The 25,992-nt window shown below is 40.3% G+C and carries 20 protein-coding genes; 5 read left to right on the top strand and 15 right to left on the bottom strand.

Going from position 1 to position 25,992, the window contains the following annotated elements; all coding sequences use genetic code 11:
* The gene (locus EAE91_RS18505) at positions 1 to 837 is read right to left on the bottom strand and encodes a gp53-like domain-containing protein (RefSeq protein ID WP_214089772.1); all 837 of its coding nucleotides are present in this window, start codon (positions 835 to 837) and stop codon (positions 1 to 3) included.
* Between the two features lie 497 nt (positions 838 to 1,334).
* Here EAE91_RS18505 and EAE91_RS18500 point away from each other — a divergent pair, with 497 nt between their 5' ends.
* The gene (locus EAE91_RS18500; RefSeq protein ID WP_244868926.1) at positions 1,335 to 2,525 is read left to right on the top strand and encodes a lactate oxidase; all 1,191 of its coding nucleotides are present in this window, start codon (positions 1,335 to 1,337) and stop codon (positions 2,523 to 2,525) included.
* 221 nt (positions 2,526 to 2,746) lie between these two features.
* Here EAE91_RS18500 and EAE91_RS18495 read toward each other — a convergent pair whose 3' ends face one another.
* Positions 2,747 to 3,889 carry a DUF1266 domain-containing protein gene (locus EAE91_RS18495; protein ID WP_214089771.1) on the bottom strand — a complete coding sequence of 381 codons (1,143 nt, stop codon included), beginning with the start codon at positions 3,887 to 3,889 and terminating at the stop codon, positions 2,747 to 2,749.
* Positions 3,890 to 4,108: 219 nt separating this feature from the next.
* Here EAE91_RS18495 and zur point away from each other — a divergent pair, with 219 nt between their 5' ends.
* A complete protein-coding gene (zur, locus tag EAE91_RS18490; protein ID WP_214089770.1) occupies positions 4,109 to 4,618 on the top strand; it encodes a zinc uptake transcriptional repressor Zur in 510 nt (169 codons plus the stop codon).
* A gap of 155 nt (positions 4,619 to 4,773) precedes the next feature.
* On the opposite strand, the gene lexA is transcribed toward zur, so the two are convergent.
* Both lexA and EAE91_RS18480 read right to left on the bottom strand, forming a co-directional pair.
* Complete coding sequence (gene lexA, locus EAE91_RS18485) at positions 4,774 to 5,379, bottom strand: transcriptional repressor LexA (protein ID WP_214055115.1); 606 nt, start codon at positions 5,377 to 5,379, stop codon at positions 4,774 to 4,776.
* A 119-nt stretch (positions 5,380 to 5,498) separates the two neighbouring features.
* Complete coding sequence (locus EAE91_RS18480; RefSeq protein ID WP_214089769.1) at positions 5,499 to 5,870, bottom strand: diacylglycerol kinase; 372 nt, start codon at positions 5,868 to 5,870, stop codon at positions 5,499 to 5,501.
* A gap of 129 nt (positions 5,871 to 5,999) precedes the next feature.
* On the opposite strand from EAE91_RS18480, the gene plsB reads away from it, so the two are divergent.
* The gene (gene plsB, locus EAE91_RS18475) at positions 6,000 to 8,456 is read left to right on the top strand and encodes a glycerol-3-phosphate 1-O-acyltransferase PlsB (RefSeq protein WP_214089768.1); all 2,457 of its coding nucleotides are present in this window, start codon (positions 6,000 to 6,002) and stop codon (positions 8,454 to 8,456) included.
* A 52-nt stretch (positions 8,457 to 8,508) separates the two neighbouring features.
* Here plsB and ubiA read toward each other — a convergent pair whose 3' ends face one another.
* The 3 genes from ubiA to pgi form a co-directional block, all read right to left on the bottom strand.
* Complete coding sequence (gene ubiA / locus EAE91_RS18470; RefSeq protein WP_214089767.1) at positions 8,509 to 9,363, bottom strand: 4-hydroxybenzoate octaprenyltransferase; 855 nt, start codon at positions 9,361 to 9,363, stop codon at positions 8,509 to 8,511.
* Between the two features lie 27 nt (positions 9,364 to 9,390).
* Positions 9,391 to 9,903, bottom strand: coding sequence for a chorismate lyase (gene ubiC / locus EAE91_RS18465; RefSeq protein ID WP_214089766.1), 513 nt, complete (start codon positions 9,901 to 9,903; stop codon positions 9,391 to 9,393).
* Positions 9,904 to 10,216: 313 nt separating this feature from the next.
* Complete coding sequence (pgi, locus tag EAE91_RS18460) at positions 10,217 to 11,863, bottom strand: glucose-6-phosphate isomerase (protein ID WP_214089765.1); 1,647 nt, start codon at positions 11,861 to 11,863, stop codon at positions 10,217 to 10,219.
* Between the two features lie 298 nt (positions 11,864 to 12,161).
* Here pgi and lysC point away from each other — a divergent pair, with 298 nt between their 5' ends.
* Positions 12,162 to 13,547, top strand: a complete 1,386-nt coding sequence (gene lysC, locus EAE91_RS18455) for a lysine-sensitive aspartokinase 3 (protein ID WP_214089764.1) — start codon at positions 12,162 to 12,164, stop codon at positions 13,545 to 13,547.
* A 156-nt stretch (positions 13,548 to 13,703) separates the two neighbouring features.
* Here the strand turns inward: lysC and EAE91_RS18450 are convergent, their stop codons facing one another.
* From EAE91_RS18450 to EAE91_RS18420, 7 genes are all read right to left on the bottom strand, one after another.
* Complete coding sequence (locus EAE91_RS18450; protein WP_214089763.1) at positions 13,704 to 14,741, bottom strand: DUF2156 domain-containing protein; 1,038 nt, start codon at positions 14,739 to 14,741, stop codon at positions 13,704 to 13,706.
* On the bottom strand, positions 14,725 to 17,292 hold the full coding sequence (locus tag EAE91_RS18445) for an aminotransferase class III-fold pyridoxal phosphate-dependent enzyme (RefSeq protein ID WP_214089762.1): 2,568 nt from the start codon (positions 17,290 to 17,292) through the stop codon (positions 14,725 to 14,727). Before EAE91_RS18445 ends, EAE91_RS18450 begins: the two co-directional genes overlap by 17 nt.
* A gap of 91 nt (positions 17,293 to 17,383) precedes the next feature.
* Entirely contained in the window at positions 17,384 to 18,430 is a 1,047-nt protein-coding gene (locus EAE91_RS18440) for an acyl-CoA dehydrogenase middle domain-containing protein (RefSeq protein WP_214089761.1), read from the bottom strand.
* A 50-nt stretch (positions 18,431 to 18,480) separates the two neighbouring features.
* A complete protein-coding gene (locus tag EAE91_RS18435; protein WP_214089760.1) occupies positions 18,481 to 19,377 on the bottom strand; it encodes a hypothetical protein in 897 nt (298 codons plus the stop codon).
* 47 nt (positions 19,378 to 19,424) lie between these two features.
* Positions 19,425 to 19,808, bottom strand: a complete 384-nt coding sequence (locus EAE91_RS18430; protein ID WP_214089759.1) for a hypothetical protein — start codon at positions 19,806 to 19,808, stop codon at positions 19,425 to 19,427.
* Complete coding sequence (locus EAE91_RS18425; RefSeq protein ID WP_214089758.1) at positions 19,801 to 20,637, bottom strand: alpha/beta fold hydrolase; 837 nt, start codon at positions 20,635 to 20,637, stop codon at positions 19,801 to 19,803. The genes EAE91_RS18430 and EAE91_RS18425 overlap by 8 nt, the downstream gene beginning before the upstream one ends.
* Positions 20,638 to 21,301: 664 nt before the next feature.
* The gene (locus tag EAE91_RS18420) at positions 21,302 to 22,801 is read right to left on the bottom strand and encodes a M28 family metallopeptidase (RefSeq protein WP_214089757.1); all 1,500 of its coding nucleotides are present in this window, start codon (positions 22,799 to 22,801) and stop codon (positions 21,302 to 21,304) included.
* Between the two features lie 876 nt (positions 22,802 to 23,677).
* Here EAE91_RS18420 and iclR point away from each other — a divergent pair.
* On the top strand, positions 23,678 to 24,508 hold the full coding sequence (gene iclR, locus EAE91_RS18415; RefSeq protein ID WP_214089756.1) for a glyoxylate bypass operon transcriptional repressor IclR: 831 nt from the start codon (positions 23,678 to 23,680) through the stop codon (positions 24,506 to 24,508).
* A gap of 265 nt (positions 24,509 to 24,773) precedes the next feature.
* Here the strand turns inward: iclR and EAE91_RS18410 are convergent, their stop codons facing one another.
* The gene (locus EAE91_RS18410) at positions 24,774 to 25,343 is read right to left on the bottom strand and encodes a hypothetical protein (protein WP_214089755.1); all 570 of its coding nucleotides are present in this window, start codon (positions 25,341 to 25,343) and stop codon (positions 24,774 to 24,776) included.
* Positions 25,344 to 25,992: the final 649 nt, after the last annotated feature.

The following is a 25,992-nucleotide window of genomic DNA, read 5'->3' as shown; positions in this document are numbered from 1 at the left end:
TTAATATCCTATCGCTATCCAAAAGAATGGGCTATCCCATTTGGCATTTACCCAAGAATTTAATAAATCGAAAGATGAATGATCAATTACATTTACATAGCCAACAGATGCCCCCATAAAACCCATTTTACTTTGAATAGAATTAATATTGACGGCGTAATGCGTATTGGAAAAACTAATTGGCAATTGAATACGCTCTATATGGCCAGCGTCAATGACCTTAGTACGCCCCCATTGGTAAATAACGCCTGTATCTCCACATTTCCACCAGCCATTAATCGCTTTACTGGCAGTATTCTTATTACCTTTAGCATTAACTTGGTTATCTACTTCTTCTTTTGTGTATACCCCAATATCCACAGCATCCAGATCAATATTCTCAGATAATTCCTTACCATTCACTTGCCGAATGTTGGGCACTCTGCTATTGATATTTTCACTAAGCGAATTTACTATTCCCTGAGCAAGCTTTTGCGTAACAGCTAACACGTCACTATCACCAAGTACATCTGTAAGTTGAATAACACCTTTTTGTGTTAATGAAGCACTTGGAATTTCTATTAAAGCTTTTTGCTCTAAAGCTGTATTTAATTGGCTAGTGAGTTTGTCTATATCACCATCATCCAAAACATCATCACCACATTGTGTAGAGATAAAATTAGCTACTACTGATGATATAGTTGACGATTGACGCAAGACCTTATTTAATAAATCAATGGAAATAACATTGGGTAAAATACCCATATTCAATTCCTGACTTTCTTCATATTCTTCCTGAGAAACAATATTCGCATCCGGGCCAATAGAAAAGGCTTTAAAGTCATTCTTATTACTCATGAGTTCTCCTTAAGGAAAAAACTTATGTTTTCATTAAATAAGACTTTGAGATAATGAAAATTAAAATATCCACCTGTTCATCGCATATAATTTTAGAACGCCTTTCAATAATAGCCTTTTTCTGATAATGAATGATGAAATATTTTTATAACTTAGTGAAATTAACTATTTTATTATAATTAATCAAGATAACAATTAAATGTTTTAAATAAAATTTACACCAAGTTTCTCATTTACATTCAACATCCAAAGTCCATCTTTTTGAACTGTTCCCCAAAAATTCAGGTAAGCAAATAAAATAAGCCACCATACCTTATTCTGAGTTTTGTGATGTTCCTCTCACAACAAAGAATCGCCAGTCCCAATAGGCTTTGTCAGCTTATAAAAACATTCTCAAGGATTTATTAGCTTGAATTATCCAGAATAGGTCTATTCTTAATATGAGGACAAATTCTATTGTCAATACTTATTAAACCTACTAAGTAAGGGAAAATTATATGCCATCAAGAAGAGACGTCATAGTTGGAGGATTAAGTCTTGCTGCTGCCGGTACGCTATCCGCTGTATCCTCAGCCAACGCTGCAACTGCTAACATAAAACTGACAGGAGCATACAAAACAAATAGTGCAGAAAAATCCCTTGATATTATTAATCTTTATGACCTGGAAGATGAAGCGCGTAAATTGATTCCTGCGCCCCAATTTGGCTATATCAGCGGCGGTTCAGGTGATGAATGGACGCTACGTGAAAACACTAGAGCCTTTGACGATTTTCAAATTATTCCCCGCTATCTCGCAGGAGTAAAAGAGCCTGACACAACAACCGAATTACTCGGCAGTAAAGTGGATATGCCTATTTTCATTCCCCCAATGGCCGCACATGGGCTATCTCATACTACTGCTGAATTGGGAACAGCAAGAGGCGCTGCCGATGCCGGTACACTGTTTACCGCACAAACTCTGGCTAATTCATCTCTTGAAGAGATAGCAAAAGTGAGTAATGGCCCCAAATGGTTCCAAATTTATTTTACCAAAGATATGGGCATTAACCGCGAAATGATACGCCGAGCCAAAGCGATGGGGGCAACTGCAATCGTCTTTACGGTCGATTTAGAGTGGAGTGGTAACAGAGAAACCGATAAACGTAATAAATTTGTTTTCCCACATTCATTACCATTTCCTAATATTCCAGGCGTTCCCGCAGGGGCAAGCTTATCAGAGATTACAGCGCTATTTAAACGGGATCTTGATTTTAATGACCTGGAGTTCCTCGCCAAAGAATCAGGTCTGCCAATCATCGTAAAAGGTATTCAATCCGCCGAAAATGCTAAAGAATGTGTTGAACATGGTGCCACAGCGATTCAAGTTTCTAACCACGGTGGTCGGCAGTTGGATAGTGTCCCGGCAGCAATCGCTTCATTACCGCACATTGTTGAAGCTGTTGGATCTAAAATTCCGGTCTATTTAGATGGAGGCATCCGCCGCGGTACCCATGTGTTCAAGGCTCTCGCATTAGGTGCCAAAGCTGTCGCTATCGGTAGGCCCATTTTATATGCGCTGGCATTAGGTGGAGCACCAGGCGTAACTTCCATTTTAAACCTACTAAAGGATGAGTTGAAACTTAGCATGAAGCTAGCAGGATGTGCGGCCATTAAAGATATAGAGAGAAAATTTATTAGCTTGATTTAGCCCATCAACTAATAAAGCAAATATTGGCCCCGTTTCATTTGAAACAAGTGATTTCAGGAAACGGGGTAAATTATGTTACCTTTAGAAATAATAGGTACCATAATGAAAAAATTCGTTCTCTCACTTAAAACCATTTTGATATTTTAATTATGCTGAATGCAATATTAATTACTTATTTCCCCTCGAAATGTTCTTCAAGGGGAAACATTTTCATGTAAATATTAATGGAGTACACGAGACGCTGACAGTTCAGTAATATCAAATTCATAACTTTGTTGTTCTTCCATGTTACTGCGTAAAACATCTTCTACTAATGCAGAAAAACCTGTCATCATCTGCCTTTCCATAATAATGCCTTTTGGTTCAGGCCACGGCAAACTAGCAATTGGCCAGTCACAATGTGACTTATAATAATTAAATTGTTCCAGCCGTTCTTTAGACCGATCAAAATCATTACTCCAGTAAGCATTGCCTAGCCGAAAGTTTGTATAAAACTCATCAAAACTACCGAAGATTTCATAAACATAATCAGCGGTTTTCAACATATTTTTCCATGCCATTTCTTCACTGATATAACCGGCACAAAAACAGTTGCGACTTAAAACGATTGCCAGCCACAAATCAAATCCCCACACTAATGCAGGAGGGCGTTTATTAATAGGTTTGGCGCATTTATGAATATAGTCGGGTGTTACTTCAACTAATTTGGCAAGCACTTTAAACATTTTCCCATCACTAAGAGCAGCATCAATAGCAAAATGTTTTGAATGTATCCCTTCCCACAAACCCGTTAGCATTTTCATATACCCTTCTTCATCAATAATTCCCCAGTCGCTATATAATTGGGATTGATGTTCTTGGGTCAAAGATAATGGAAGCAGGCAGTAACGATAGTTATCATGAGCAACCCGTGACTGTAGAGGATAATGCTCTAGAGTTTCACTCCAAAAACCTAGCCAATAGTCACTAACAATATTTAACCGTAATGCCTGGCGCTTATCTTCTGGTAAAAGAGACAAACCTGCTTGTTGATAATAACGCCGTTGTTCCCATTCAGGACGCTTAACAATGCGATAAATAATCACAGAGAGTAACATTACACCTAATAATGCTACACTTCCTACTTGTGCAAGAAGTAAATAATCAGCATCAGGGACAGATACATTACCTATTATAAATAAAACAATTGCTACAGATAATACAATACCCATACATACTGCAATTACAAATAAAATATTAATCAATGCATATAATGCTCTGAGAAAAGGTAACTTTCTTTTTTCACAGATAATATGTTTCATTACCTGATAGCCTTTAACTGGGAATTGTCTATAATGAGGCTGATTTTGTAAAAGCTCTTTCATCACAAATGCTTCCTTTCCGAAAATTATCTGTCATATACGATAATTCTTGTCTGTATTATCATAAACTTCAAGAAAACATTATTTTTGCTACTAAGTACCAATTTAGTCAAATTAACTCCATCAGGGGACAATCACAATGAACTTCGCTGGATAATATTTTCTATTGAAGAAACATGATAACATCACAATATTATTATCGTACTGGTTGTAAGGGGCGCAATGAAATTGATTAATCAAAAAAAGTTACTGGAACAAGCCGAAGTTATTTGCCAGGCTCGTGGAGTCCGCTTTACTCCGCAGCGGCTTGAGGTTTTGCGTCTCATTTCAGAGCAGCCAGGGGCAATCAGTGCTTATGATTTACTGGATTTGCTACGGAAAGCAGAACCGCAGGCCAAACCGCCCACCGTATATCGGGCACTGGAATTTCTGTTGGAACAGGGGTTTATTCATAAAATAGAATCCACCAACAGCTATGTCCTATGTCACCATATTGAACAACCAAGTCACACTTCAGCGATGTTTATTTGTGACCGTTGTGGTTCTGTTACGGAACGAGATGGTGGAACCGTCGAATCCGCCATCCAACAACTCGCAAAAACAGCCGGGTTCAGTTTACGCCATACCATCATCGAAGCGCATGGATTATGCTCATCCTGTGAAGAGATCGAATCCTGTGCTAAGCGAGATGAATGCCAGCATGACCACAGCATTGAAGTAAAAAAGAAATAGTAAGTAAATACTTACTTTTGGTACAAAGCCTGACTGAAATAAACAACCGCAGAATCACGTTTAAGATAATCACAACGATAAATTCAACAACATGATTCTGCCGGAATATTGCAATTCTTTAATAATCTCAAAAACAACAATTTGATATTTTATTATCAAGACCAGTTGCCGTTACGAATTACCCCAACCGCCAATCCTTCAATTGTCAGACTCTGCTCACGCAAATCCACCACAATTGGCTTAAATTCGGGGTTTTCTGCCAGCAATTCAACTCTATTTCCAGTCTGCTTAAAACGTTTTACCGTCACTTCATCTTCAATGCGAGCAACAATAATCTGCCCATTACGAACATCTTGTGTTTTATGCACGGCCAATAGATCACCATCCATAATCCCAACATCTTTCATAGACATGCCGCTGACTCGCAACAGGAAATCCGCACTTGGCTTAAACAGTGCCGGATCAACCTGATAATGACTTTCAATATGCTCCTGCGCCAACAGTGGTTCACCTGCGGCTACACGGCCAATTAACGGTAAACCAGATTCTTCAACCAGCAAACGGATACCCCTAGATGCCCCAGCGACAATCTCTATCACCCCTTTACGAGCCAATGCTTTCAAATGCTCTTCAGCCGCGTTAGGTGAACGAAAGCCAAGACGTGCTGCAATTTCAGCACGCGTCGGCGGCATACCTGTTTGCGAAATATGGTCACGCACCAAGTCATAAACTTGCTGCTGCCTTGCGGTAAGTGCTTTCATTTCGTCCCCTGTTTGTTTATACAGTCAATATGTGAGTATATACAGCTAAATAACGATTGGGAACCTACCAGGGTAGAAAATTAGCCAATTATAATATAATACCTAACTATTAAACTAAATCAGGCCATAAAATAGCGCCAAAGGATGGTTCCCCAGACAATTAATGACAGAATCATCGTTAGAAAGACAGCCGCCGATCCCATATCTTTCGCGCGACCGGACAGTTCATGGAACTCACTGCCAATACGGTCAACCACTGCTTCAATAGCACTATTCAAGATTTCCATAATCAACACCAGCATCACGGAACCAATCAGTAAAATGCGCTCAATTGCGCCGATGTCCAGATAAAATGCAACCATTATAGCCAATATCGCTAAAGTTATTTCCTGACGGAAAGCCGCTTCATTTTTCCATGTTGCCCTAATGCCCTTCACCGAATATACGATTGCTTTAATGATACGGGTCAAGCCCTTAGATTGATTCGCCATAAATTATTCACACCAAATATGAGGTTATTTGACACTTTCCCCTTTTATTATTGTCTTAACACAACAGATCTCAACACCCGTTTCTGATATGCTGGCAACGTGTTGCTAACAAGAGGTTTCAAGATATTTATGTCAAGTTGGCGTAAAATATATTATAAATTATTGAATTTACCACTAAAAATACTGGTAAAGAGCAAACTTATCCCCACAGATCCGATTACTGAATTGCGGCTCGATACGACACGCCCGATTCTGTACGTACTGCCGTATCACTCCAAAGCAGACTTACTGGCATTACGTCAGCAATGTCTTGAGCAGGATCTGCCGGACCCATTAAATTCACTGGAAATCGGTGACACTGAACTTCCTAGCTATGTATTTATCGATAATGGCCCACGTGTATTCCGCTATTGTGCGCCAAAGCAAGAATCCGTAAAAATTTTCCATGATTATCTGGATCTGCATCGCAATAATCCAAATCTGGATATCCAACTGCTGCCAGTTTCTGTCATGTTCGGCCGTTCCCCCGGGCGCGAAGGACAGAGCGCTCCACATTTGCGGCTACTCAATGGTATCCAAAAATTCTTTGCCATTCTTTGGCTAGGCCGAGATAGTTTTGTGCGCTTTTCAAACACAGTATCGCTACGCTATATGGCAACTGAGCATGGCACTGACAAGACTATTGCCCATAAGCTGGCTCGCGTGGCACGAATGCACTATTCACGTCAACGCCTGGCAGCCGTTGGACCACGCCTGCCGGTTCGTCAGGAGCTGTTTAACAAATTACTGGCATCGAAAGCAATAGAAAAGGTCGTCTCTGATGAGGCCCGCAGCAAGAAAATCTCACATGAGAAAGCCCGACAGAATGCCATCAACATAATGGAAGAGATTGCTGCGAATTTCTCTTATGAAACGGTACGGCTGTCAGGCCGTGTACTGGGTTGGACCTGGAACCGCCTGTATCAAGGGATCAATGTTCACAATGCTGAACGCATCCGCCGTCTGGCACAGGATGGCCACGAACTGGTTTATGCTCCCTGCCACCGTAGCCATATGGATTATTTGCTGCTCTCTTATGTGCTCTATCATCAAGGCTTGGTACCGCCCCATATCGCTTCGGGCATCAACCTGAATTTTTGGCCGGCAGGACCAATATTCCGCCGCCTTGGTGCATTTTTCATCCGCCGCACGTTCAAGGGCAATAAACTCTACGCCACGATATTCCGGGAATATCTAGGTGAGTTATTTGCCCGAGGTTATTCTGTTGAATACTTTATGGAAGGCGGTCGCTCCAGGACAGGTCGTTTACTCGATCCCAAAACGGGTACGCTGTCCATGACGTTACAGGCGCTGTTGAGAGGCGAATCACGCCCAATTACCATTATTCCGATTTATATCGGCTACGAACATGTGATGGAAGTTGCCACCTATGCCAAAGAGCTGCGTGGCGCAACCAAAGAGAAAGAGAGCTTTTTCCAGATGATACGCGGTTTACGCAAACTTCGTAATCTGGGGCAAGGCTACGTCAACTTTGGCGAACCCATCCCGTTGATCCAATACCTTAACAACCATGTTCCTAGCTGGCGCGATTCTATTGATCCAATAGAATTCCATCGCCCCGAATGGTTCAACCCGACAGTCAATCAACTGTCTGAGAAGATCATGGTAAACATCAACAACACTGCGGCAGCTAACGCAATCAACTTGTGTTCAACTGCCCTGCTTTCGTCACGTCAGCGAGCACTCACTCGTGAGCAACTGCTTGAGCAACTGGATTGTTATATACAACTCATGCACAATGCGCCCTACACTACCGATGTCACTGTACCCAAGAAAACCGCGGAGGAGTTGTTAGAACACGCTCTGCAAATGGATAAGTTCGAGGTAGACAAAGACAGTATGGGTGACATTATCATTCTGCCACGTGAGCGTGCAGTTTTGATGACCTACTACCGCAACAATATTCAACATCTCTTAGTACTGCCATCACTGATTGCCTGCATCGTTATTCATCATCGCCGTATCAGCCGTGAAGCGTTGTTAAACCAAATCGCAATCATTTATCCACTCCTTAAAGCCGAGTTGTTTATGCGTTATAGCAAAGCAGAGCTGCCAGAAGTGGTTAATACGCTGATCAACGAACTGACCCGCCAGTGCCTTATCTGCAACAAGGAGCATGGCATGCTGGTGCTTAATCCAGCACGTATCCGCCCCCTGCAATTGCTGGCAGCCGGTATCCGTGAAACACTGCAACGTTATGCCATCACACTCTCTTTACTGAACGCCAACCCAATAATCAGCCGGGGAGCGCTGGAAAAAGAGAGCAGGATGTTAGCGCAACGTCTGTCGGTATTGCATGGCATCAACGCACCTGAATTCTTTGATAAGGCGGTATTTACTACCTCGGTAAATACACTACGTGAAGAAGGTTATATCAGTGACAGTGGTAATGCGATTACAGCAAATACCCACGATCTGTATCAGGTATTAGGTGAGCTGATGTCACCTGAGATTCGTCTTACTATCGAGAGTGTCAGTTTGCCACCAGAGCATAACGATACCGAAGAGAGTGCCAAGGAAGGATAATCTTCTTAAATACTGGTGATAATGGGTGTTCTTCACATTATCACCAGATGCTTCAAACATAGCTAAAGAAGATGCCAAGGAATAACACCAAACCTACATAGTTATTATTGAGGAATGCCTGAAAACAAAGTGTTCTTTCCCGGTCAGCGATCAGTTTTTGCTGATAAATAAACAGAGTACCCGCCAGCAACAGTGACCAATAGTAGATACCGCCCAGATTCATCATATAACCCACCAGCACCAATACCAGTAACATAACGAGTTGCAATAAACCTATAATCAATTTATCGAAACGACCAAACAGGATAGCAGTGGACTTAACGCCAATTTTTATATCATCGTTTCGATCGACCATTGCATATTGTGTATCATAAATAACTGACCAGAAGATATTAATCAGGAATAATAACCAACACTCTAGTGGTAAGGACTCACTAACCGCAGCAAATCCCATAGGAATGGCCCAACCGTAAGCTGCCCCTAACACAAACTGCGGAAGATGACTAAACCGTTTAACAAAGGGGTAAAACCAAGCCAGAGCCAACCCGACAACTGATAACCCGATCGCCATTTTATTCAAGGTCAACACTAGCCCGAAAGAAATCAACGCCAACACGACAAACAGGATCTTACCCTCTTTTTCGCTGATAGCACCACTCGGCAGGGGACGTGTTTTTGTGCGTTCGACATAACCATCAAATTTTCTATCAGCAAAATCGTTGATTGCACACCCTGCCGCACGCATCAGAAACACACCGGCAGTAAAGACCAATAATATATGCATGTCCGGGATACCTTTACCGGCCATCCACAAGGCCCAGAAAGTCGGCCACAACAACAGCAATGCACCAATAGGCTTATTAATACGCATTAAACGGCAATAGGCCAGCCATTTACTTTGCGCCATACTTCCCGCCACTTCTGTTTCCCCCTTTTAAATTTTACCTTTATATACAGGTGATTCAGGTAAAAAGACTTCGGTTAATAATAATGGCTTGCCTGATAACCTCAGCAATGATCGTCTTGCCCAACGGTTCCCCTGCTGCCCTACATGAATATAGTCCCGCGTCAATTTATTACCACTAAAAAGATACCGTCCCAGTGGGACTGTTCCTAAATCAACCAAACTTTCATCAGGGCCGGTTAATGTTGCTTCAGGGATTAACGTTCGCCCCAATAGCCAGGGGATATTATCACCGCACAGTACGATCTCACGCAGCCAATATCTTTGACTCGTTGGCAAACACTTACTTTCATCAGAAAATTGTTCTTCGGTAATAAAGCATTCTCTGAATGGTATGATACACACACGGTTACAATATTGCTCAAAACGGCGGGTCATTGAGCCCAATTCCATCAACCAGTCTAAAACCTCATCAGACAAAATGGGCGAATCCACCGAAAGCCACTGAATAGGCTCCGTTGTTAATATTGAGTCAGTTAACATACGATTTTCCATTAGGACAAATTTCTTTTATCCGACAGTACAATTGATGACCGTAGAGAATACCACGTTGTAGGTATACAGAATAAAAAGTTATATACCCTATGGATTTCAAGATGCATCGCGACGGCAAGGGAGCGAATCCCCGGGAGCATAGATAACGATGTGACCGGGGTGAGCAAGTGCAGCCAACAAAGAGGCAACTTGAAAGATGACGGGTATAACAGACTCTATAAATATTGTTGACTAAAAATAAGCGAATTATGATGAACATAGTTCGCCTATATCGATTAAATACCTGACTCAGAATAAGTGACTAACGCCATGCTTTAAAACGATTAATCAACCCATTTGTCGAACTATCGTGGCTGACAACCCTATTATCATCCTTAAGTTCTGGCAAAATACGGTTAGCCAATTGCTTACCTAATTCAACTCCCCACTGATCAAAAGTAAAGATGTTGAGAATCGCGCCTTGTACAAATATTTTATGTTCATACATGGCAATCAACGCCCCCAAACTAAATGGGGTAATTTCACGTAACAGAATAGAATTAGTCGGGCGATTTCCTTCAAATACTTTAAATGGCGCAACATGTTCAACTTCAACCGCAGTTTTACCACTGGCGACAAATTCAGCATCCACCTGCTCACGAGATTTACCAAAGGCTAATGCTTCTGTTTGAGCAAAAAAGTTAGATAACAATTTGCTGTGATGGTCACTCAATGGGTTATGGCTGATGGCTGGCGCAATAAAATCGCAGGGGATCAATTTAGTTCCCTGATGAATAAGCTGATAGAACGCGTGCTGACCATTTGTTCCAGGCTCTCCCCAGATGATTGGGCCGGTTTGGTAATCCACTGGATGACCATTGCGATCGATATATTTACCATTGGATTCCATATTGCCTTGCTGAAAATAGGCAGCAAAGCGATGCATGTACTGATCGTATGGCAGAATCGCTTCAGTTTCTGCGCCAAAGAAATTGTTGTACCAAATACCAATTAACGCCAGCAATACAGGAATATTCTGCTCAAATGGAGTATTGGCAACATGCTGATCCATTGCGTGTGCCCCACTAAGCAATTGTTCAAAATTTTCAAACCCGACAGAGAGCGCAATAGACAAACCAATCGCTGACCACAATGAATAACGGCCGCCAACCCAATCCCAAAACTCAAACATATTTTTGGTATCAATACCAAATTGCTTAACTTCCTGTTCATTTGTGGAAAGCGCTGCAAAATGCTTTGCAATATGTCCTTCATCACCCGCACTTTTTAGGAACCAGTCACGGGCAGAGTGAGCATTGGTCATCGTTTCCTGAGTAGTGAACGTCTTGGAAGCAATGAGAAACAGCGTCGTTTCCGGGTTAAGTACTTTCAAGGTCTCCGCAATATGGGTTCCATCAACATTGGAAACAAAATGCATATTCAAGTGATTCTTATAAGGTTTCAGCGCTTCCGTCACCATATAAGGGCCAAGATCCGAACCACCGATGCCGATATTCACAACATCAGTAATCACCTTACCGGTATAACCTTTCCACTCGCCATTAATCACGCGCTCACTGAAATCTTTCATTTTTGCCAACACCGCGTTGACCTGCTGCATAACATCTTCCCCATCAACCACAATCGGGGTGTTGCTGCGATTACGTAACGCAATATGCAGTACAGCGCGATCTTCCGTGCGGTTAATTTTCTCACCAGAAAACATACTGCGAATAGCCTCGGCAACATCCGTCTCTTTAGCAAGCGCCTGTAATTTTTCTAATGTCTCCGTTGTGATGCGATTTTTTGAAAAATCTACCAGGATCTGGTCATCGAATGTCGCTGAGAACTTAGCAAAACGATTTGGCTCCTGTTCAAACAATTCACGTATGTGAATATCCTTTATCTGCGCAAAATGCTGTTCTAACGCTTTCCAAGCTAAGGTTTGACTAGGATTGATATTTTTCATAGCTATGCTCTCTATCAACTGACTGTAATTAATTGGGAGTAAAGAAAGATTGTAACCTGTAATTCTATGATTCGAGCCTCTTTTCCTTTAATCGCTGATATTGGTCAAAACGATTAGGTTTTTCTAGTTCTATTTACTGAGGTGTATAAAAAATAATTGCCTCTCTCTACTATCCTCAATTTATTTTATGATTCTCATCGCGTCATGAAAGATATTGATGTCACTCTTCACTCCGTTGACTCAAACCCGTTAACTCGATATTTCTAAAAGACTATCCAGTTAACAGAAGGTTATCGCAATGAGTGCTGTTTCATCCCAATGCCCAGAAATTGGCGGGCATGTAGTCGCAAAATTTGGTGGTACCAGCGTGGCAAATTTCGATGCCATGAATAACAGTGCAGATATCGTACTGGCAAATAAAGCAGTACGCGTGGTTGTGCTATCTGCTTCTGCCGGTATAACCAACTTACTAGTTACATTAGCGGAAGGCTGCAATGCAGATAAGCGGGCTGACTACTTGAAACAGATTCACACCATTCAATACGCAATTATTGATCGCTTGCATGAATCCGATACGATTCGTCAAGAGATTAATCATCTACTGGAAAATATTAAAACCCTTGCTAAAGCTGCATCTCTGGCAACCTCTGCGGCTCTGACAGATGAATTAGTCAGCCACGGTGAACTGATGTCCACACGATTGTTTACCGAATTGCTTCGCCAGCGTGGTAAAGATGTCGAATGGTTTGATATACGTAAAGTGATGTATACCGACGATAGTTTTGGCCGTGCAGAACCAAACCATGAACAACTTCAATCGTTGGCAACAGAACATCTCTTACCACAGCTAAAAAATACCCTGATTGTCACCCAAGGTTTTATTGGGTGTGAAGAGAACGGTCGCACCACTACACTGGGGCGCGGTGGCAGCGATTATACTGCGGCACTCTTAGGAGAAGCCCTTGGCCTGAAACGCGTTGATATCTGGACAGATGTTCCGGGCATTTACACCACTGACCCGCGAGTTGTTCCAACCGCCCAACGAATTGATAAGATTGCCTTTGATGAAGCGGCGGAGATGGCAACATTTGGTGCCAAAATCCTACATCCTGCAACACTGTTTCCTGCTATTCGCTGTGGCATTCCAGTATTTGTTGGTTCCAGTAAAAACCCACAGGCCGGCGGCACGCTAGTCTGTGATACTACCGAAGCCCCACCACAGTTCCGCGCTATCACCCTGCGCCAGAAACAGACGTTACTGACATTACACAGCCTGAAAATGCTGCACGCACAGGGATTTTTGGCCGAAATATTTACTATTCTGTCACGCCATAATATCTCAGTGGATTTGATCACCACCTCCGAAGTCAATGTGGCATTAACACTCGACACGACTGGCTCCACTAGCACAAACGGTAGCCTGCTGACCAATGCACTGATGACGGAACTTTCGACACTGTGTCGGGTTGAAGTGGAAGAAGATCTGGCGCTGGTGGCAATTATTGGTAATCAGCTTTCTCAAACCAACGGATTAGGAAAAAAGGTTTTTAGCGTGCTGGAAAGATTCAATCTCCGCATGATCAGTCATGGTGCCAGTAACCATAACCTGTGCTTGCTTGTTCAAGGCAAAGATGCAGAACAAATTGTTCAAACGCTTCATCAGCGTTTGTTTGAGCAAGTATAATTTTTCAGGTAGTTAATACCTCGCTTAGTGAAAATAGATTTACCATGGAAATATATCAGTAAATAAGCAATATTAGCTATGATAGGTGATCAGGCCGGTATTTTTAGCCCCGACTGATCACCTGTTACCTAGCATTAAAAGCAGACTTTTTATAACTTAGATACTATTAGTCGTTCGCAATGTTGACCATAATGCTTTCATGGCCTTTCCTCTGGGGAAAGCAATATATTCCGGTTCAATCAACGACGGCCGCCAGCTCATTTTATATTGACGTTGCGAAGCAGCAGGATAAACAATGCCGCCTTTTGATGACAACCACTTAGCAACTTTATAAAAGATTGCTGAGTCATTAATATATCCCTCCTCACCGAATTCCACCAAAGGGGTGAAGCCCAAATGAAGGTAGGAAACTACGCCCTCTTTCAGGAAGTCATTAATCGCAGTTTCATTAATAAATTGCATAGTGCCGTCGGGTATATCCGGTTTTTTTCGAGATAGGTTATGAAACCATCCCGATGTCTCCCCCCAAGTGTAACTGTAAACAATATATGCCTGAATTTGTTCTCCCTGTGTTGCAATATAGACTCTATGCTCGCCTGAACTCACTTCTACGGTGTTGAAATCAATCACCAATTTTTTCAGGGCTTTCGCGTGTTTTTCTTTCAACCAAAGCTGATTAATATGTTCTAGTTGTGGTTTAAATCGATAATATTCCTCTTGCGAGCAGATCTCTCGAACGGAAATCCCCGTTCTTCTGGATTTACTGATTTTATTTCTAAGCTGTTGAAACCGTTTGCCTTTCATATCATATCCATCAAGACTCAATGAATAACTCGCTCCAAGCTGATTCACAGAAAAGCCATTATTTTTCAACAATACAAAATCGCTCTCATCACCGTGCAGAAAAACCGGGAAAGCCCGCTTTTCTCTGGTGAAGTTGAGAAAAGAGTGCAAAAGTGCAGCTCGTTCTTCGCCAGGAGCCAAAATACCGCCTACACACATATGCAGATTTTTGTCCTGAAAGAAACCAATAGCCCCCTTTTGATTAGTAAACCAATATGTTTCACTATTGAACAACAGGCTACTCAATGGGTGCTTTGCATAACAAAGCATTTTTCTGAGATGACTGTTGCCAAGAACATCCTGAGCGTTCCCGGTGGCAATAATCTGAGGAGCATCAAGCAACATGCTCATAACGCTCACCTTGATTATTTCGGGAATACTGGACAGGGATGAACCCATGCTTTCTGGCGATATCCCGAATCGCCAATGCATCATTGTAATCAATAGATTTACCGATGCTTTGATGAACACTCACCCCTTCAAGCGCCACAGCGATCGTTTCTGATAAACAGGCAAGGTTTACCCCCGCAGGTACATCGATCACGTTGCAATCACTGTAAGTCACTTTTTCAGGCTGATAGACCAATCCTCCCTCGTAAATTTGACGATTGCCATCCCGAATGAAATCAAAAGGTCTGGCCGCATCAAAAACGATAGCGGAATCTTTCAAGTAATGCGTATTCAAGAAAGGCTTACCTTCACTCGTTGCCGAAACGATAAAATCCGCCTGACTCAAGGAGTGCTCATAACTCTCTATTGCTTCCAAACCAAAGGTACCAACGACCTCAAGAACTTGCTGATGTAATACTTGTGCATCTGTCACCCCCGGATTTTGTTTGAAAAGCCATTTTCTCATCTTATCCATAACCGAATCTGGCTGAATAACATCATGCGTTCTTAACACCGCGGAGAGAAGCGCTTTGGTCAGTTCAGAGAGCAATACGCGCGCTTTATTAGGACGACTAACCAAGATAATCCGGCCAAAGTTATGCGCTAAGCCAGTGACTGAAAGCCTGCCTACGGAGCCTCTGGCACCCACTACCGCCAATGTTTGCCGGGATGCATTTTCCGTCAACATTGAGCGTATCCCCTCAATCACCGCCACCGCTGTCAGAGAGTTGCCATTAGTCAATATCCGGCCTTGCCGATTATTCACCAAGCTATTACCACCGTTAGTAATAACCGAGGTATAAGCACCTAAGCCGACGATTTCAGCGCCATTTCTCTCTGCCACATCAAGATACTCCTTCATCAATACCGCTCTTTCTTTCGCTGATAATGCCATCATATCTTCGGGACTGATAGGTGAGAAAAGGAGCATACCATTGGCATATGCCGCTGAACTTTCAACACCAAATTCAATAGCGACATCAGGATTAAAATCAATCGAGGAAACCTGCATGATCCAGTCACTGAGCTGTTTCTGCTGCTCCAGTGTGTAATTCTCCTTTATTGACAGGCAATAAGTGTGAGCAAGCTCATTGACCGAAGTAGTATGCATCAAGAAAGCGAATTTCTTACCCTCCACCAATCCAGAGATAGGCGCTTTAATCCGAGCAATATTATTGTTCCTTGAAATTGGGTAACTCACCGAAGATGGAGGGAGATTCGCAACAGGTATGTCTATCAAGTGTGAGAAAAGAATGTCATATCGTCCATTCTGAACCAGTTGACATACCTCATCAAAAGCCGTGAAAAACGTCTTAATATCCTCTTTGGAAACGTTAAGCGGTGGTTCAAAACGTACAGAACAAGGGCGAGACATTAACGGCATGGTGAAAAGGCCATAATATTTCAATAAGAAACTACAAATGATATAAGCCAGACCACCGCTTCTTTGACTGAAATTGATAAAGATATTGGAAGCCGCTTTGCTGTCCTGTATTTCAAGACCACGCATCAACCCAGTTCCTTGCCAGTAAAAATGCTTCGGGTATTTAGCAGACAACTGTTCAAGACATTCATCAACATAATGGCTGACTTCTTGAACATGGGTTAACGCCTTACCGTCATCTTTAGTCAGATGCTCAATAACAGCAATTCCCATCGTTGCGGCCAAGACGTTATTGGCAAAAGTAGAGCTATGTTTCCTATCGAACTCGGATAAATAAAGCTCCTCTGAATACAACATCGCACCAATCGGCGAGATACCGGCCCCTAACGCCTTGGAAAACAGGATCACATCCGGTTTCAAAGCGTAGAGTGTGGCCGCACAGAATGCCCCAAGCCTACCGATACCCGTCTGAACTTCATCAAATACTGACAATGTGCCATTTTTTTTACACAGTGCCAAAATACTGGACAACGTATCTGGTGGAATGACTTTCATTCCACCTTCTCCCTGCACCGGTTCAATGATAAATGCGGCAAATTCCCGGCTCTCCAGTTTTCTTTTTATTTCATCCAAATCTTCACTATCAACCTGCTCATATAATTTATCATCGTAAATGAAATCGGCTTTAAACCGATGTGATCCCGTAGCGGATAATGCCGAATAGGTTTTACCGTGAAAACTGCGATGCAAACTCAGAATACGCTTTCTGCCAGTAAACAGACGGGTAAATTTAATCGCAGCTTCTACTGTTTCAGCACCACTGTTAGTAAAAGTACAGTGGGTATATTTTTCCTTATCTATTTGCTCTGCAAGCATTTCAGCTAATAGCCGTACCTTTTTGTGAATATTAGGCTGAAAGAAGATAGGCTCTTTATTTTCAGTGAATCTATTAATTTCAGCGATAGCGAAATCAGGGTTATGCCCAAATGGCAGTGCACCATATTGAGCCAAAAAATCCTTAACAACCCGGCCGTCCGATAATGTAAGCCGGTTATCTTGAGCAGACTTAATGTCCAGTTCAAGGCCCACAGAGTTTAATAAATTCTCACGATATTGATTAACAAACATAGTTTTCTCTCTTTTTTTTAGGTGCACAAAATCATGCTGTAAACAGCACGGAAAAGTCCTTGAGTTATAAATAGGTGATTCTAAAAAGTAATTAATCTTGTTGCATGATCTGGTTAATCATTTGGAATTCTCCTATCGGATGAAATTTGAATAACTGTACTGCCAAATAGAAATTCATAATTTCTGGTGTTGTCATTACTTTAATCCCACCACAACATCGGAATATGAAACTGGCAGTTTCCTCAAGGATCTTTTCCAAGGTATAACGTAACGCGAGAATCTTATGGACGGCATTTTCATCCTGGCTAGCATAAAAGGCAATGATCAACATCTGATCGAGAATAACATTAATTTTATAATTAGCTTGAGTCAGATTATATTTAATGGGCTGCTGTTCTACTACTTTCTCAGGAATAAAGTGAGTAAGCCCATCAAGAATTCCAGAATAAGCATTTGCAGCAAAATAATTAAATAGTGATAAACCGTAGGAAAGCACCATCTGTTGTTCAATTCCCTTATAATGAGAAAGTCGTTTAGGTGATACTTCGGCATCCAAAAATTTGATTTCTTGATTATCACTTTCAGTTAAAATTCCCAATTTCCAAAAAGGAATAACCTTAAGATTCTGCGCCGATTTAGAAATCAGCACGACTCTCATCTCATTATCATGATCAGTATCGCTGACTGATAACACATAATAGTCGGCAATCGAAGATAGAGAACAAGGCTTCTTCGAACCATTAACAAACAGCGTTCCCCCTTTTGCATGCATTTTAAGTGATGGTGTAAAAATATTCGTTCCAGGTAGCCCCTCAGCAAAAGCAGAAGCAACCAACGCTTTTGATGCCATCACTTCATTCAATAATACGTTGCTGTCTTCGAATATGTCAGGAAATTTACTGCAAGCCAGTACAATATGATTATGCATTGTTAAGGCAATCCCAACAGCGGGAAGCCACGCAGAAGCTTCACGGATAGTATTACCCACTTGATAAAGCCCATCCATACTGGATTGAGCCATCAAACGCAGGCATTGTGAGGCGGCCTCAGAACCTAATAACAATCTTTTCAATCTATCTGGTGTCAAATGTTGGTATTTCCCACTATTCTTCCTGAGTTCTTCAACAATATTTGTCATTTTTAATTCTCCTTAGCCTATTCAAACAACCTGCTGAATAAGGCCAATATCTACGCTAAGCCCATATATTTAAGGCGTGACTGCTGCATCTGTTCAACTAAGGAATGAGATAGTTCAAGGCGAGACTCCACCGTAGAATCGGACAACAACATCCCAGGCACCAATTCATAACCTTCAATCAAGCGCAAATGGTTCTGCATACCCCGTTGATAGAACATTTCACGCTCTACAAACAAATCATCAACAGATACTTGGTTCCATAACGCCAATCCTTCTTCTATACACTCAAGAGCCGATGGCTTTAGAGAACTATCATTTTCGAGCGCCATCTTGACGATATTTGCACACACCGTCAGATGTCTTAATTCATCAGCATTAGCTCTGGCCTGGGTCTCAGCCGCCGCAATATCAAAAGGTCGCCACTTGATCTCACTAAGCTCAGAAGTTGGTGCAAGCACGCCTTCTAGCACGACAGTAATGATTAGCACGCCTGCAATATAATCATTTCTCAACACCACCCACTTATCAAAATAGGTTCTCAATGTCTCCAACATATTGGTCATTTTTCCTCGTAAGAGGCTTTCCATCTTTCCAGCCACATTGTCGATATCCGCAAAGCCTATTCTGACCAGATGTTCTCTGAATAATTTAGCATGTCTACCTTCATCAAATATCTGAGTCAACATATAGTCGAAGTTGATATTGTCAGGTGCCTTATCTGCGAGTAACAATAATGCTTTCGTTGCTTCATATTCCGAAATCGATTTAAAAGAGAGTTCCCTGATCAGAGACTCCCGTAAATCGCCCGGCAAATAGGTTAATTTAGGATCATTGGCATAATCGGTTCTTTTTCTTTGTTCAACATTTATCTGCTCAGTAAACCATTCATCCAAGCCCCAATCTTTTGCCTGCATCTCTATTTCTGATGCCTGTTTAATTAAACTCATAATATAAATGCCTCTCTAAGTAAGTTATCTCTCTACAATGATCTATTTCAATGAACAGTGGGTTGCTTAAATATATTAATAGATAACTTAGGAAAATTTCCCAGTACACCACGATCCAGGCAGATATGGACAAAGAGTGCAATCACACTGTAATTGTCCTTAAAGAACCAGATCCAAAGCAAACTAATCACACTGAGTGTGAATACATTGTGGCAAATATTATAAATGGTATAAAAAGCTGAAGGAGGAGTTTCTTTTTTATTTAGCAAACTCCAGATCCGCCCTGGGTAATAACCAATAATATCAATCAGAAAAAATAACAAAATAAATTGCCACCAATTTATATAACTTTCAAGCTGCCAGGTCAGAAATAAACTGATAAAAAACAATCCTAGAAACTCCCAACGCAGAATTTTCAATGTATTAATCATCGCTATTCTCCATTATTTCTCTTTTCATGATTGCAATAACATCTCCTGGCTGTTTAATCCAGGCGCTATGAGGATTACCTTTGAAAGATAAAGTTATTTCCCTAACTTCTGCGTTAGGTATAAGACTTGCTAATACTTGAGTGGACTTCAACGGAGCCCAATCATCTCCTTTAAAACAGATATAAACAGCCTTAGATAAATTTTTATTCTCCTTACCCTTATAAGCACGGACATGATGATAATTTCCCGTACAAGCAGTTCTGGCCCAATCCCGCATTAATCCCTTAGCTTCTCTTATACCAAAACCAATCTTTTTCCCAGGGAGATAACCATATAACGCAGTCAAAACATTAAAAATAATCGCTGCTGTTATTATCTGTACCCTCCCCATTCCTTGCCAATTCTTATACCACACGTTCCCAGTTGCCACACAAAACAGAGAAAATGGTCTGTCAGTTGAGCAGGCAAAGAGTGTCGCAATATGCCCGCCAAGACTGTGACCAAAGACAATAGGAATTTCATTGCTATTTAATTCAACAGCCTTGTCTAGCATTGCCGGCAGATAATCCCGCAACAGATCGGAATAGTTATAGTCATTTTCTCGACTTGGTTTAGGTTGACTGTCTCCATAGCCTGGCATATCAGCAGTAACAACCTGAAAACCCTCGTTTACCAGTTGCTGTATTAGAGTTTCATATTTCCTGATTTCCACCCCAATAGCAGGTAACAATATAATAACTCTGCCATGACTATTTCCCTGATAAACTTTATAATTACAGAGAAAATTACCAGCCACTTTAAAATGATTACCGTTAATATTATTTTTCATATCTATATGCTCTCAACAACTACATCACGCTCCAGTGACTGGCATTAGCGATAAATCCGCAAAAAAATTTTATGTTTTAATATGCGATAGATGTCAAATAGTTGTCCATCTCGCCGAGCTATTAGTGATTTTCTAATTTGTTATTAACCAATATAAAATCCCCCTTATACTTTCTTAGTAACAGGCTATGGATAAATCAAGGAACATATATTATTTTACAAATTATTTTCTGGAAAAATTATTTTACACATTAGAAAAATTTAGTTTCAAATATAAATCATACCATTTAAATATTAATAAATAAGTGATAAGTTAATAATAAAATATCAATTTTAAATGTATTGAATTTACATGAAACAATATTGACATAAAGCTATAAACATATAAAACAAACAGTTAATAGCAGAAAGAGATAATCTTAGTTTAAAGAATAAATAAGAAAAATGAAATTTATTTATGAATCAATTCAAAAAATCATTTCCCAACATTATTTTCATAAATTCGTTTATATTATTTTTATATATATTTTACATGGCGATATTATTAATATCCATGAATTATATCATTACCACTATTTAATTAATGAAATTAACCAGCCATTCTATTCTTTTATTCTACGACTGGTTTTATATTAGTTTTAATTATAAAGACTAATTGTATATAATTAAGCTATTCGTTTCCAAAAACCGACTATACCAGATCCTAAAATAAGTATTGGCAGAAGAGCGATAATACTACCCACTATCGGAGCATGTAATCCGATAGCAACAAGGTATATAATTGGAACATAGAGAATAGATGTAATGTAGGTACAGATAATTAATAAAATCAATGCAACGCTAAATTTATTGAACTCCCGCAACATCAAATCCGTTAATAAAAACAACAAAACAGGTAACGTAATAAGATAAGATGCAGTAGGTACAATTAATGCTGCGATAAGGCTAAATAATCCAGCGAGTATCCTTAAAATGCTCTGGATATTTGATACCGTTCGGGGTGAAGATGAAAACCATATATTTCTTATCGCTAATGAGATAGAGAGTAAAAATGTTAAAATACCTGTAGCGAAAGCGGCAAATACAGACATGATAATAAGCCCAATATAGGGAACAGGAAAATAAACTGCATCTACACTTTCTTTAAACAGGTTAATCTCATCTTTTACTACAAAATGCGCTCCCAAATCCCGAACCGTTCGCTGATATCGCCACAAAGTTCCGAGGCTAAGATTCTCAACAGTATCACTCATACGGTGGTAATGCTCGTAACCCAAGATCGTAGCAAAATTCATCCCAGTAAACCCTCGATCCAGAAAGACGCTAAAATCTGTGTTATTCTGCAACATTCGGTACACAATGGGACTAAATGAAAAAGCTACTGGCTTATAAGCGCTCCGATTCCATTCTGCAATAAGAGCAAGATTTTTTGCTGATGTCTCAAATAACAGTGGCACGCCATTATTTCCCCGAGCATCAAAATTAAAAACAACATCTATTGGTTGAGTAGCGATCTCATTAATATTCTTAACAAAGTGATACGCACCGAGTAATCCCAACTCTTCAGCATCAGAGAATAAGAATATAACGTTGTTTTTTATATCCGTTCTTTCAGCAAGATCCCGCATTAACTGGAGTACCGAAGCGACGGCCATACCATTATCACTGGCTCCTGGCGCAGTCCTAACACTGTCATAATGCGAAACGAATAATAAAGTTCCTTTTGGCGAAGGAACCTCCAACTTTGCGATAAGATTCGTTCCGGTTAATTCTGATTGATCCGCCACTTGTTTTGCAAAGTTGCCTGTATTTACCCTGGCAAACTCTTTATCAAAAGCTCGACGTTGTTGACTACTGAAGCCTGAATATATTCTCTTCTGTCGAGAGGCTAAATCATCCGCCTTGTAATGAAATGTCTGTTCAGTGACGCTATATCCCATATCATTCATTTCGTTAATCAGGTAATCCCGAACTAACGCTTGCCGTGTTGAAGCCGCAGGATGAGGTTCCGCGGCAATAACACCGAGTGTTCTCATCACATTCTTAAATCCACTTTCTTTGAAATATTCAACAGGGACTTTATCAGGAAGTACCAAACCGATACCCTGAATAATTGCAACAATTAAAGCTGCTAAAAAACAGACAATCAAAAAAATACGTTTCATTCAATTCTCCCATTCCTACAATAATAACAAAATATTATCGTTGATATAATTAATAATGTTTTTTTATATTTTCACAATTAAAATAAAAATATAAAAAATTAATTATAATAATTCAGGCTAATTTAAAACAATATAAAACATTATTTATAACAATAACAGACGCTCTTTTATAATTATATAATCAAAAAATAGTTAGATAAAAATCATATTTCCTATAAATACCCCAAGGTATTATTTACACATTTTCTATGTTGAGAAACTATTAATATAATTAGCTAATTCCTAAAAATATCTATTATTCCATCCCACGAAGATTACCTGGATAACAGGAATTCAATCTCACATACAGAAAATACTCACAAAATTTTAGCAATTTATATCGCACTAAACCAATAATGTTAGATCTTTATACCCTATGGATTTCAAGATGCATCGCGGCAGCAAGGGAGCGAATCCTCGGGAGCATAGATAACTATGTGACCGGGGTGAGTGAGTGCAGCCAACAAAGAAGCAACTTGAAAGATGGCGGGTATATATCTATAGAGAGGAAACCATCTTAATATTAATAATATTGTATATTTATAGTGAATTAACTATCATAAACTCACGAAGCGATAAGAAATACAAACCCGGAAAAGCAGCAATCAGCAGGTAACTAAAATATGCGATTACTGACCATTCGCCACTTCTGTATATCCGGCTCATATTTGCTACAAGTCCCAAACCAGCGTTGCCGATTCTGGGCAATATCTTGAGATTTCTTTAAATCTCAATGATAGGTAGCATTTTCCACACATCGGATGAGTGTTTTTCAGGTTTATCGTCCATAATGAGAAATGAAAATGAATTCCATCTTATTATTCAGAGGGTATTTCGATGAGCACTGCCGTTACCAGTAAAAAAACAAAAAAGACTAAGATTACGGCGAATAATGCTGTTGCTAACGGGCAAGTACAGTCATTAAGTCGCGGCTTGACTCTTTTGGAATATATTTCCGAGTCACCCGGTGGTATCGCCCTAACTGATTTAGCCCAACAAGCCGGATTACCAAATTCCACCACTCACCGCCTCTTGACCACCTTGCAACAGCACGGTTTTGTCCGTCAGATTGGCGATTTAGGGTTGTGGGTTATCGGTTCACACACTTTTATTGTCGGCAGCAGTTTCTTACAGAGCCGAAATTTATTGGCACTCATTCACCCGATCCTCCGCCGCTTGATGGAAGATTCCGGTGAAACCGTCAATTTAGCCATTCTTGATCACAGTGAATATGAAGCGGTTATTGTCGATCAGGTACAGTGTAATGCATTGATGAGAATGTCCGCCCCTATCGGAGGTAAATTGCCTATGCACGCTTCCGGTGCTGGCAAAGCATTTCTTTCAACATTATCAGATAACCAACTGGTTCAATTACTGCATAAGAAAGGGCTTCATTCTTACACTCAATATACCAAGACAACCCCTTCGAGTTTAAAAGAAAATCTGGAGCACGCACGTAAACAAGGGTATTCGTTCGATGATGAAGAGCATGCTTTAGGTCTGCGCTGTATCGCTGCCTGTATTTATGATGAGCATCACCAAGCTTTTGCGGCTATTTCCATTTCCGGACCAGTCTCACGGATCACTGATGATCGTATCACTGAACTTGGTGCTTTGGTGATCCGTGCAGCCAAAGAGATCAATAAAGAATATGGCGGTATTCGTTAATTCTCTTTCTTAAATTATCATATTCTTCTCAGGGCATTGATTTTTTCGTGCCCTGTCTTTTCAAACCAATAAATTTAACTTAGTTTATCATCCCGCTGAAAATATTATCGGCAATATAATAGAATAACAACGAAATTATTTAGCCCGTTTAGAAATAATATCAATGAAAAATCAGATAAAGAATCCGAAAATAACTATATTTCCGGACTCTTACATATATAGAAGGATTAGTTAATGGAACACTAATCGATGAATATTATTCTGATTAAATCACTTTTGATAAATTCCAAGTACCTGTTCCATTGCCTCGATTAGAAAGACGTGAAGTATATACATTATATAATTCGCCAGGAACAGTAGCATTGAAACAAGTATCGAGAAATCCTCCACGTACGCTATTATAACCATTCAGAAAACGGATAACATCACCTTCACGAACTTTACCATCATATCCACTGGTTGTATCTGAAAAAATGTACCATGTCAGGGTCTCAACCGGGCGTGCTGCTTTATCCGCCGTATAAACATTGTAGAGTTCAGGTGATGGCGCATAACCATTAGTGCCGAGATATCCCCCATTATTCTGGTAAAGATTGAAAAGAAACACAATTTCACCACTATAAATCTCTTGCCCTACACTTTTTCCGCTCGCAGACAAAATTTGCCATGTACCCGTACCTGTACCCGGAGCGCGGTTCGGCGAAGTAGCCGTGTATACGTTATATTTTGCGCCTTGCGCGGTTGCATAACCATTAGTGTCCAGATAACCACCATTTCCATTATTAAAATTGTTTTTAATATGAATACTATCGCCGTACAAAATTACACTAGCCATGATTATATCCTTAAATATTTTCGTAAAGTTATATGTTTGTTATATGAGAATTTTCATGTATTTAATTACGAGTCAAAAATATCAATTATTTTTACAACCACTAGTCATGGCTAAAAACCCTTGACTCCCAAACTCTATAAAATTATAGAACCTCCACAAATAAGTGGATCTATTTTTATTTCTTAAAGAAACCATTAAATATATGTTTTTAACTCACATTCCAATTATGCCTTCCTAATAATAAATATATATTATATTGAATCCCAAGTTTATTTTTATTAGGAATATTCATACCCCGTACAAGAAAAATAGGAATGAATTTATATTTAATTTAGAGAAATAATTTAATGAGGATAATAATATTAGCTATTGGTGAAAATGGCGATCTCTAACAGTAATCGCCAATTCCCAATAAAATCAGGCTGAAACTTTGGCAATAGAGTAAGTTTCTATCTAGGCTGTGTCCCTTAATATCAATTAATAGTATTATTATCTGATTGATTTCGATGCAGGAACAAAATGGTGGCACGTTACGACATTTCTGATGATGCTTGGATATTGATAGAATCTTGTTTGCCCCCTGTACGTTCAGGGCAGGCAGGACGTCCACATGTTGAACACCGCAGTGTGATGAATGGGATGTTCTGGG

The organism is Photorhabdus noenieputensis, from assembly GCF_018448935.1.
Classification (GTDB): domain Bacteria; phylum Pseudomonadota; class Gammaproteobacteria; order Enterobacterales; family Enterobacteriaceae; genus Photorhabdus; species Photorhabdus noenieputensis.
This window is presented reverse-complemented; position numbering and strand designations above follow the sequence as displayed.